The organism is Leifsonia sp. Soil_N53 (assembly GCF_057655165.1).
This window is the reverse complement of the sequence record NZ_JBDGMM010000013.1, coordinates 1-9318: the sequence shown is the minus strand read 5'-3', so window position 1 is coordinate 9318 and position 9318 is coordinate 1. Positions and strand designations below refer to the sequence as shown.

The following is a 9318-nucleotide window of genomic DNA, read 5'->3' as shown; positions in this document are numbered from 1 at the left end:
GGCCCGCATCGGCGCCGACGGCGTGCGGGCGGCGACGGAGCGGGAGAGCTCGGCGAAGGCGGTGGCGGCATGCGCGCCGGGGACATCCGCCTCCGCCGCGATCCGCGCCGCGAGCACCGCCGCCGCCGCATCCGTCGACGCCACCGTCGCGAGCCGCGCCCGCAGGTACCCCGGCACGTCCGCCAGGGTCGCGCCCGCCTGCACCGCCGCCTCGAACCCGGCCGAGTGCGCGTACGCGCCCGAGGGCAGCCGGGAGTCGGCGAGGAGGAGGCTGAGGGCGGACACGGGCCGCGGCGGTGCGACGGTCATGTCAGAACAGGCTGTACCGCTGCGCGAGCGGCACCTCGGTCGCGGGGGCGGGCCGGATCTCCTCGCCGTCGATCGTCACCAGGAACGTCTCCGGGTCGACCGAGATGGCGGGGAGGGCGGCATTGTTCGGCATGTCGCTCTTGCCGACGCCGCGCGTGCTGGAGATCGCCGACAGCCGCCGGGTGAGCCCGAGCCTCCCCGCGAGCCCGTCGTCGATGGCCGCCTGGGTGACGAACGTGGTCGACAGGGTCGGGGCGACGCTGGCGGAGGCGGCCAGCCCCTGGCGCATCCACACCGGCTGCGGGGTGGGCAGCGTGGCGTTGGGGTCGCCCATCTGGCCGAGAACGAGCGCGCCGCCCTTCACCACGACGTCGGGCCGGATGCCGAAGAACGCCGGGTTCCACAGCACCAGGTCGGCGAGCTTGCCGGCCTCGATGGAGCCGACCTCGTGCGCGATGCCGTGCGCGATCGCCGGGCAGATCGTGTACTTCGCCACGTAGCGGCGCGCCCGCGCGTTGTCGGCAGGCTCGCCGCCGCCGGAGGCGCCGAGGTGCGCCTTCATCGCGTGCGCCACCTGCCAGGTCCGCGTGATGGTCTCGCCGATCCGCCCCATCGCCTGGGCGTCCGAGGAGGTCACGGACAGCGCGCCGAGGTCGTGCAGCACGTCCTCCGCCATCATCGTGGTGGCCCGGATGCGGGACTCCGCGAAGGCCAGGTCCTCGGGCACCCGCGGGTTGAGGTGGTGGCACACCATGAGCATGTCGAGGTGCTCCGCCACCGTGTTGACCGTGAACGGCAGGGTGGGGTTGGTGGAGGCTGGGATGACGTTCTCGTGCGAGGCCACCGTGATGATGTCCGGCGCGTGCCCGCCTCCGGCTCCCTCGGCGTGGAAGATGTGGATGCCGCGCCCGCCGATGGCCGCGAGCGTGTCCTGCACGTACCCGGCCTCGTTGAGCGAGTCGGCGTGCAGCGCGACCTGGATGCCCCAGCGGTCGGCGGCCCGCAGTGCGGCGTCGATGGCGCCGGGGGTGGAGCCCCAGTCCTCGTGCACCTTCACCGCCGCGGCGCCCGCGAGCACCTGCTCGTCGATGGCCGCATCCCGCACGGTGTTGCCCTTGCCGTAGAGCAGGAAGTTCATCGGCAGCGCGTCGAGTGCGCGGTGGATCGTGGCCAGGTTCCAGGGTCCCGGCGTCACCGTGGTCGCCTTGGAGCCCTCGGCCGGGCCGGTGCCGCCGCCGCCCACCGTGGTGATCCCGGAGGCCAGGGCCTCGGCGAGCGCCTCCAGCCCGAGCAGGTGCACGTGGGTGTCGATGCCGCCCGCGGTGAGGATCTTGCCCTCGCCGGAGAGGATCTCGGTGCTCGCGCCGATCTCCAGCCCGGGCGTGACGCCCGGCATCACGTCGGGGTTGCCCGCCTTGCCGACGGCGACGATCCGGCCGTCCTTGACGCCCACGTCCGCCTTCACCACACCCCAGTGGTCGAGCACGATCGCGTTGGTGATCACCAGGTCGGGCGCCCCCTCCGCACTCGTGAGCATCGACTGCAGCATCGACTCCCGGATGTTCTTGCCGCCGCCGAAGACCGCCTCGTCGCCGCCGACGGTGTAGTCGCGGGAGGGGGTGATCCACAGGTCGGTGTCGCCGAGGCGCACCTGGTCGCCCACGGTCGGGCCGTACAGGTGCAGGTAGGCGTGCCGGTCGATGGCGGTCATCGGTCTCCCTCGTCTCCGGTCCGGATGCGCAGCCCCGGGATGCGCCGCTCGCCCGCGAGCGCGACCAGCGGCACCTCGCGCTCCACGCCCGGTTCGAACCGCACCGCGGTCCCCGCGGCGATGTCGAGCCGGAAGCCCACGGCCTGCGCGCGGTCGAATGCCAGCGCCTCGTTGACGTCGGCGAAGTGGAAGTGCGACCCGATCTGCACGGGCCGGTCGCCGGTGTTCACGACGAGCAGCGTGCGCGACTCCCGGCCGGCGTTGATGGTGACCGGCTCGTCGAGCAGCCGCACCTCCCCCGGCAGGACGGGACGTGGGACGGCGAAGGCGGTCATGCGATGGGCTCCGTGATCGTAACGAGCTTGCGCCCGTCCGGGAAGGTGGCTTCGATCTGCAGGTCGGGGATGAGTTCGGGGATGCCCGGCTGCACGTCGGCGCGGGTGAGCACCGCACGTCCGTCGCGCATCAGATCGGGCACGTTCGCCCCCTCGCGGGCGCGCTCCAGCACCCAGCAGGAGAGGTAGGCGACGGTCTCCGGGTAGTTGAGCAGGACGCCGCGCTCGCGGCGGTCCCGCGCGACCATGCCGGCGACGGCGAGCAGCAGCTTGTCGCGGTCGGACGGGCTGAACAGCATCAGGTCTCCTTTCGTTCTCGGGCGGGGTCAGGCGCTGGCCGGCGCGCTCTCGGCCGGCGCAGTGTCGGCGGCGGTCGTCTGCGCGAAGCGCCGGGCGAGCACGGCGCACACGAAGATCTGGATCTGGTGGAACAGCATCAGCGGGAAGATGGTGAGCCCGAGCGCCGGGCCGGGGAACTGCACGGCCGCGATGGGGACGCCGGTGGTGAGGCTCTTCTTCGACCCGCAGAACATGATCGCGATCCGGTCGGCGCGGTCGAAGCGCAGCAGGCCGGAGCCGAACCAGGTGAGGCACAGCACGATGGCCAGCAGCAGCACATCCGCCAGGATCACCGCGAGCACGGAGAGCAGCGAGAGCTCCCGCCAGATCCCGCTGACGACGCTCTCGCTGAACGCGCTGTACACCACGAGCAGGATGGAGCCCCGGTCGACGATCCGCATGCTCGCCGGGTGCCTGCCCACCCAGCCGGCCAGCCAGCGCCGCAGCAGCTGGCCGGCCACGAACGGCAGGATGATCTGCGCGCACAGGGTGAGGATGTTCTCCGGCGACACCACGGCGTGCTTGCTGAGCAGCAGGGCGACGAGGAACGGCGAGACGAACACGCCGAGCACGTTGGAGAGCGAGGCGGCGCACACCGCGGCGGACACGTTGCCGCCGGCGAGCGAGGTGAAGGCGATCGACGACTGGACGGTCGAGGGCAGCGTGGAGAGGAAGAGCACGCCGACGTACAGCGCCGGCGACAGCAGCCACGGCACGAACACCTGGAAGGCGAGGCCCAGCAGCGGGAACACCAGGAACGACACCACGACCACGGTCGTGTGCAGCCGCCAGTGCCGGAGCCCGCGCAGCGCCTCCGCCGTCGACAGCCGCACCCCGTTGAGGAAGAACAGCAGCGCGATCGCGACCGTGCTCGCGCCCTTGGCGATCGGGACCGCCGCCCCGGTCGCGGGCAGCAGGGTCGCAAGCACCACGGTGGCGATCATGCCGACGAGGAAGAGGTCCGCCTTGGCCAGCAGCCGCCGCGCGGCCGAGCGCGGCTCGGCAGCGGTCATCGGCGCACCACGGCGGCGACGGGGTTGGCTCCGGGAGGGCCCATGTGGGAGTTGCGCTCGCCTCCCGAGACGAAGACCTTCGGCTGGCCGGTGACGCTGACCACGAGCGCGCCGCCCACGGTCTTCGCGACGTGGTGCGCCTCGTGGTCGTCGAGCAGGGTGATGTGCTCGCCGCGCAGCCGGTCGCTGCCGGGCAGGGCGAACTTGGCGAAGACGTGCACGATGCGCTCGCGGGCCGCCTCGTCGGGCAGCTCGCCGAAGTCGAGCCCGGCGGAGCGCAGGGCGCCGAGCACCCCGCCGAGGTCGGCGAAGTCGGCGGTGAGCGCGTGGCCGACGCGGATGGCCGACGCGGAGTCGGCCCGGTTGCCGACGACCAGCACCTCGCCGCGCCGCTTCTCCCCTCCCGCCGAGGTGACCGCCACCGAGCTGTAGAGCGACCAGTCCCGGCGGATGACGTCGTCGGTGACCGCACCCTCCGGCACCTCGCCGAGGGCGACGGCGACGCCGAGCGCCGCGGCGTCGTTCGACCAGCACATCGAGCCCATCGGGCCGATCCCCGGGTCCTCGGTGACGAGCGGGATGCCCGCGGCGCGAGCCTCGTCGATGACGCGCTGGGTGAGCGCCGGCCCCTTGACCATGACCAGGTGCACGTCGGCGGGATCGGTGATCCCGGCGGCCGCGACGGCCTCGGCGACGGCGGCCGAGACCTTCGCCACCTGGCCGGTGCGGCCGACCTCCTCGGGGAGGATGTCCTCGGTGTGCGCGCGCCCGACCACAACGCCGCCGCCGGCCGGCAGCCCGTCGGCCTCGCCCGCGGGGACCCACTCCTGCCAGACGATCGCGGCGTTGGGGCTGATGACGCCGGGGCTGCCGCCCGAGACGATCAGGCTGACGGCGTCCGCGACCTCCGCCGGCTCGACCCCGCGGGCCGCGGCGAGGGCGTCGCGCAGGCTCAGCTCGCAGAACAGCCTCCCGTAGTCGTTGTAGAGGCCGTGGCCCTCCGACTTGGCGATGATCGCGACGACGGCGTGCGGGTCGACCGTGCCGTCGGTGAGCGCGCGGGTCACCGCGCTCGTGTCGTTGGGGGTGAGCATCGGGACGACGGTGATCGTCGTCCGCGGGACCAGCTGAGTGTTCATGCACGCGTCTTTCATGGCGGATCGGTGGACCGGGGGTGAAGCGGTGGAGCTGGGATGGAGAAGAGTGCGGCGGTCAGGCGCTCAGCCGCCGCAGGGCGACGGACTCGAGCGCGGTGAGCACCGCGTACAGCACGATCGACAGCACGGTGGTGACGGTGACCGTCGCCCAGAGCGCTGCGAAGTCGGAGTTGATCGACGACAGCGCGATCAGGTGGCCGAGGCCGGTCGCCGTCGCGAGGTACTCCGCGAGCACGGCGCCGAGGATCGCGCCGGGGATCGCCACGCGGGCGCTGGAGGCCAGGGCCGGCAGCGCGTAGAACGACCTGATCAGGATGGTGCGCCGCCACCCGACGTCGTACGCGTGCATGAGGTCCTCGCTGGACCGCGGCACCTGCCGCATCCCGGTGACCACGTTCACGAAGGTCGGCACGAACGTGATGGTCGCCGTCAGCACGGTGACGCCGAGGAAGCCCCGCCCGAACACCAGCCCCACCAGCGGGGTCATCGCGACCAGCGGGATGGAGCGCAGCGCCATCGCGATCGGCGTGAACATCGCATCCACGGTGCGGGAGAGCAGCACCACGACGGCGGCGGCGAGCGCGAGCGCCGTGCCGAGCACGTAGCCGCCCGCGGCGTCGCCGAGGGTGGACCCGAGCGCCGAGAGCACCGTGCCGCGGTTCGCGGCCGCGTGCGGGCCGGAGAAGAAGTAGGCCACCACGTCCCCCGGGGTCTTCGCCAGGTACGGGTCGAGGCCGAGCACCCAGACCAGGCCGTACCAGACCACGACGACCGCGGCGACGCCGGTCACGACGCGCACCAGGGTCCGCGTCCAGCCGCGCCGGCCGGACCGGGCGGCGGTCGCGGCGCCCGCGGCCTCGTTGTTGACGGCGGTGAACCGGAGCCGGCGGGCGGCGAGCGAGACCAGGCCGTAACCGGCCGTGGAGATGAGCGTGGCCAGCAGCGCGATGGCCCACGTCCGCGGCACCTCGAACGCCTGCTGCGCCTGCACCATCGCCACGCCGAGCCCGCTGTCCCCGCCCAGGTACTCGGCGACGATGGCGCCGAGGAGGGCGCCGGGGATGGACAGCGCGACGCCGGCCGCGGCGGCGGGCACGGCGAAGCGCACGCGGACGCGGAACAGCACGAAGAGCCGTGACGCGCCCAGCGTGTGCCCCAGATCGAGCGCGCTCGACGAGGTCTGCGACAGCCCGAGCAGGACGGCCGAGGCCGACACGAAGAAGACGGAGAGCGCCGAGATGACGACCTTGGTGACGTCCGAGCTGACGAACACCACCAGCAGCGGCCCGATGGCGACGGCCGGGATGCAGTAGCTCGCCGCGGCGACCTGCATCACCGCCCCGCGCGCCCGCGGCCACAGCACGCAGGCGGCGCCGGCGATCAGCGCCGCCGCGTTGCCGATGAGGAAGCCGCGGAAGGCCTCCCCCAGCGTGACCTCCAGGTTGGGCAGGTAGAAGCCGTCGTGGAACAGCTGGCCGATGACGGTCCACGGCTCCGGGATGATCTTCAGCCGGCCGCCGAACAGCGTGGCGACGGCCGCCCACAGCACGAGGATGAGGCCGACGCCGGTGAGCGAGAGCCCGGCCCGGCGGGCGGCGGCGGGGAGCGGCCCCGGGCCGCGCACCCCGGAGGCGGGGGCGCGGCCGGTCACGGCGGCGGCGCGGAGCGTGCTCATGCGGCGCGCTCCTGCTCGTCGCCGAACAGCAGCCGGGTCAGCAGCGCGGTGTACTCCAGGAACTCCGGGGTCGACAGCAGTTCGCGGGTGCGCGGACGCGGCAGGTCGATGGGCACGACCTGGGTGATCCGGCCCGGACGCGGCGACATGACCACCACGGTGTCGGAGAGCAGCGTGGCCTCGATCACCGAGTGCGTGACCATGAGCGTCGTGGTGCGCAGCTCGCCCCACACCCGCAGCAGCTCGAAGTTCAGCCGCTGCTTGGTCATCTCGTCGAGCGCGCCGAACGGCTCGTCGAGCAGCAGCACCTCCGGGCGGTGCGCCAGCGAGCGGGCGATCGCCACCCGCTGGCGCATCCCGCCGGAGAGCTGGAAGGGCTTGGACTTCGCGAAGTCGCCGAGCCCGACCAGCGAGATCAGCTCGTCGACCGTGCCATCGTCGCTCAGGCCGGCCGCTTCGAGCGGGAGCCGCACGTTGTCGCGCACCGACTTCCACGGCAGCAGCGCGGAGTCCTGGAACGCGATGCCGAGCCGGTGCGCCTTCCGCACCTCCGCCGGCGGGGCGCCGTGCACACGCACGTCGCCCCGGGTGACGCTCTCCAGATCGGCGAGCATGCGGAGGATGGTGGACTTGCCGCAGCCGGAGGGGCCGATCAGCGACACGAAGCTCCCGCGCGGGGTGCTCAGGTCGACGTCGTCCAGCGCGAGGACCGCGCCGGCCCTGGTCGTGAACTCCTTGGAGACCGACCGCAGCTCGATACCGTCCGAGAAGTCGCTCACTTGCTCGACGTCCCGCTGTACACGTCCTTGAGGATCTCGTCGCTGAACATCGACGCCTTGGCGTCGGAGCCGCCCAGCTTGAGCGAGCCGATCGTCTTCTGGATGTCGGCGTCGGACATCCAGAACAGCCCGTGCTGCTGCGTGGTGGGCGAGACGACGAGGTCGTTCTGCTTGGTCGCCTGGGAGACCTGCTGCGTCATGCTCAGCTTGAGGTCCTTGCCGTACTTGTTGACGGCGAGGTCGGCGGAGAGGTTCGGGTCGGAGACCGCCTCCTTCCAGCCCTGCGCCTCGCCCTTCATCAGGTCGACGATCTGGGCCCGCTTGGTCGGGTTCTTCAGGTCGGCGGTGCGGGCGACGTAGACGTCTTCGAGCAGCGGATAGCCGAAGTCGTTGAGCAGCATGGTCGAGACCTTGATGCCCTTCTCCTCCAGGATGGTCGGCTCGTTGGTGTAGAACGCCACGAAGCCGTCGACCTCGCCGGTGGCCAGCGGGGTGGGGTCGAAGTCGATGGTGACGACCGTGACCTTCGACGGCGCGATGTCGTTCGCCTTGAGGAAGGCGTTCCAGACCGGGAGGTTGGTGGCGGAGACGCCGATCTTCTTGCCGATGAGGTCGCTCGGCTTGGTGATGGGCTTGCCGGCCAGCGAGACGATGCAGAACGGGTTCTTCTGGTATCCGGCGCCGATGATGGTGAGGCCGGCGCCGTTGTTGATCGCGTTGACCGCGGTGGCGGTGTGCGTGATGCCGACGAGCGCCTTGCCGCCGGCGACGACCGGCTCGACGGAGAGGTTGGGGCCGCCCGCGATGAGGGAGACCTTGACGCCGTTCTTGCTGTAGTAGCCCTTGTCCTCGGCCACCAGGCTGCCCGCGAACTGCACGTTCTCGAGGTAGTTGAGCTGGAGCGAGGCGGAGGGGACGGTGTCGCTGCTGGCGGAGGCTCCGCTGCTGCAGGCGGTGAGGGCGAGGGCCGCGGACGCGGCGAGGACGACGCCGAGGACAGCGCGCGGTCGGGCCGGGCGGAGGGAGGTGCGGATCTTCATGTCGGATTCCTCTTGGCTGGGGTGCGTGTGGACCTTCGGTGGGGGGATCGAAGGGAGGAGGAGCTTATGTCTACAAAAGACAGACTCCAGCCGCGCGGTTGCCCTCGGATTTCCGCATTGTAAAATCCATGTAACGCGAAACGTGTGGTCGCGATGCGGTTTTGTAGACAGTAGTCTTTGCCCATGATCGAACAGAAGAGCCTCGTGGAGCTCGCCGGGGACGAGATCAAGAAGCTCATCTCGAGCGGCGCCCTCAGCGCGGGCGACCGCATCCTCGAACAGCACCTCTCCGTGCAGCTCGGCATCAGCCGGCCGCCGCTGCGGGAGGCGCTGCGCATCCTCGCGGCCCAGCACATCCTGGAGCAATCCCCCCGGCGCGGCTACCACGTGGCCGGTCTCGGCGACGACGACGCCGCCGAGATCTACAGCCTGCGCACGGTGCTGGAGTCGTTCGCCCTCGACCTGCTCTTCGAGCGGCTCGACCGCGTCGACTTCACCGAGCTGGAGGTCGCCGTCGACGCCATGTGGGCCGCCGCGCGGGCCGGCGACCAGGTGGGCGTCATCGAGGCCAACAAGGACTTCCACCTCATCCTGGTCGGGCTGTCCGGCCACAAGCGGCTGGCGCAGACCTACCAGACGCTGATGGAGCAGATGCAGTTGCACATGGCGCGCAACCTCACCACGGAGGCCGCGTCCAGCGGGAGCCTGCGGGAGGGCTGCCGCCGCCACGAGGACCTGCTGGAGGCGCTGCAGAGCCGCGAGCCCGAGCGCATCCGCCGGGCCATGCGCGCCCACGGCGAGCGCCGCTTCCTCGACGGGGTGAAGGAGGTGCCGTGACGCCCTTCCGCGCTCCCGGCGCCCCCGCGCTCCCCTCGGCGGCTGAGCTCCCGTCAGCGGCCGAGCTCGCCGCCGACGTGCGCTCCGGCCGCCGCACGGCCGCGGACGTGCTGGCCGAGCACC

10 protein-coding genes are annotated in these 9318 nt (G+C 72.0%); 1 reads left to right on the top strand and 9 read right to left on the bottom strand.

Features of this window, described 5'->3' with window-relative positions; all coding sequences use genetic code 11:
• From AC3A3H_RS00460 to AC3A3H_RS00420, 9 genes are all read right to left on the bottom strand, one after another.
• The coding region (locus tag AC3A3H_RS00460) for an urease accessory UreF family protein (protein WP_487612565.1) at window positions 1–309 on the bottom strand (309 nt) is incomplete at its 3' end.
• A 1-nt stretch (window position 310) separates the two neighbouring features.
• Complete coding sequence (locus AC3A3H_RS00455) at window positions 311–2020, bottom strand: urease subunit alpha (RefSeq protein WP_487612564.1); 1710 nt, start codon at window positions 2018–2020, stop codon at window positions 311–313.
• Complete coding sequence (locus AC3A3H_RS00450; protein ID WP_487612563.1) at window positions 2017–2355, bottom strand: urease subunit beta; 339 nt, start codon at window positions 2353–2355, stop codon at window positions 2017–2019. Before AC3A3H_RS00450 ends, AC3A3H_RS00455 begins: the two co-directional genes overlap by 4 nt.
• Window positions 2352–2654 carry an urease subunit gamma gene (locus AC3A3H_RS00445; RefSeq protein ID WP_487612562.1) on the bottom strand — a complete coding sequence of 101 codons (303 nt, stop codon included), beginning with the start codon at window positions 2652–2654 and terminating at the stop codon, window positions 2352–2354. Before AC3A3H_RS00445 ends, AC3A3H_RS00450 begins: the two co-directional genes overlap by 4 nt.
• 27 nt (window positions 2655–2681) lie before the next feature.
• Complete coding sequence (locus AC3A3H_RS00440) at window positions 2682–3707, bottom strand: bile acid:sodium symporter family protein (protein WP_487612561.1); 1026 nt, start codon at window positions 3705–3707, stop codon at window positions 2682–2684.
• Entirely contained in the window at window positions 3704–4846 is a 1143-nt protein-coding gene (locus tag AC3A3H_RS00435) for a ring-opening amidohydrolase (protein WP_487612560.1), read from the bottom strand. The genes AC3A3H_RS00440 and AC3A3H_RS00435 overlap by 4 nt, the downstream gene beginning before the upstream one ends.
• Window positions 4847–4919: 73 nt before the next feature.
• The gene (locus AC3A3H_RS00430) at window positions 4920–6539 is read right to left on the bottom strand and encodes an ABC transporter permease (RefSeq protein ID WP_487612559.1); all 1620 of its coding nucleotides are present in this window, start codon (window positions 6537–6539) and stop codon (window positions 4920–4922) included.
• Window positions 6536–7318: an ABC transporter ATP-binding protein gene (locus AC3A3H_RS00425; RefSeq protein WP_487612558.1), complete on the bottom strand. Its 783-nt coding sequence runs from the start codon at window positions 7316–7318 to the stop codon at window positions 6536–6538. The genes AC3A3H_RS00430 and AC3A3H_RS00425 overlap by 4 nt, the downstream gene beginning before the upstream one ends.
• Window positions 7315–8358 (bottom strand): ABC transporter substrate-binding protein, encoded by a 1044-nt coding sequence (locus tag AC3A3H_RS00420; protein ID WP_487612557.1) that lies wholly within the window; start codon window positions 8356–8358, stop codon window positions 7315–7317. The genes AC3A3H_RS00425 and AC3A3H_RS00420 overlap by 4 nt, the downstream gene beginning before the upstream one ends.
• Before the next feature lie 183 nt (window positions 8359–8541).
• On the opposite strand from AC3A3H_RS00420, the gene AC3A3H_RS00415 reads away from it, so the two are divergent.
• A complete protein-coding gene (locus AC3A3H_RS00415; RefSeq protein ID WP_487612556.1) occupies window positions 8542–9195 on the top strand; it encodes a GntR family transcriptional regulator in 654 nt (217 codons plus the stop codon).
• Window positions 9196–9318: the final 123 nt, after the last annotated feature.

Excerpts from the sequence above, each read along its gene's own strand:
- AC3A3H_RS00440 (WP_487612561.1), bottom strand. The coding sequence starts at position 3,707 with ATGACCGCTGCCGAGCCGCGCTCGGCCGCGCGGCGGCTGCTGGCCAAG.
- AC3A3H_RS00430 (WP_487612559.1), bottom strand. The coding sequence starts at position 6,539 with ATGAGCACGCTCCGCGCCGCCGCCGTGACCGGCCGCGCCCCCGCCTCC.
- AC3A3H_RS00455 (WP_487612564.1), bottom strand. The coding sequence starts at position 2,020 with ATGACCGCCATCGACCGGCACGCCTACCTGCACCTGTACGGCCCGACC.
- AC3A3H_RS00420 (WP_487612557.1), bottom strand. The coding sequence starts at position 8,358 with ATGAAGATCCGCACCTCCCTCCGCCCGGCCCGACCGCGCGCTGTCCTC.
- AC3A3H_RS00415 (WP_487612556.1), top strand. The coding sequence starts at position 8,542 with ATGATCGAACAGAAGAGCCTCGTGGAGCTCGCCGGGGACGAGATCAAG.
- AC3A3H_RS00445 (WP_487612562.1), bottom strand. The coding sequence starts at position 2,654 with ATGCTGTTCAGCCCGTCCGACCGCGACAAGCTGCTGCTCGCCGTCGCC.
- AC3A3H_RS00435 (WP_487612560.1), bottom strand. The coding sequence starts at position 4,846 with ATGAACACTCAGCTGGTCCCGCGGACGACGATCACCGTCGTCCCGATG.
- AC3A3H_RS00450 (WP_487612563.1), bottom strand. The coding sequence starts at position 2,355 with ATGACCGCCTTCGCCGTCCCACGTCCCGTCCTGCCGGGGGAGGTGCGG.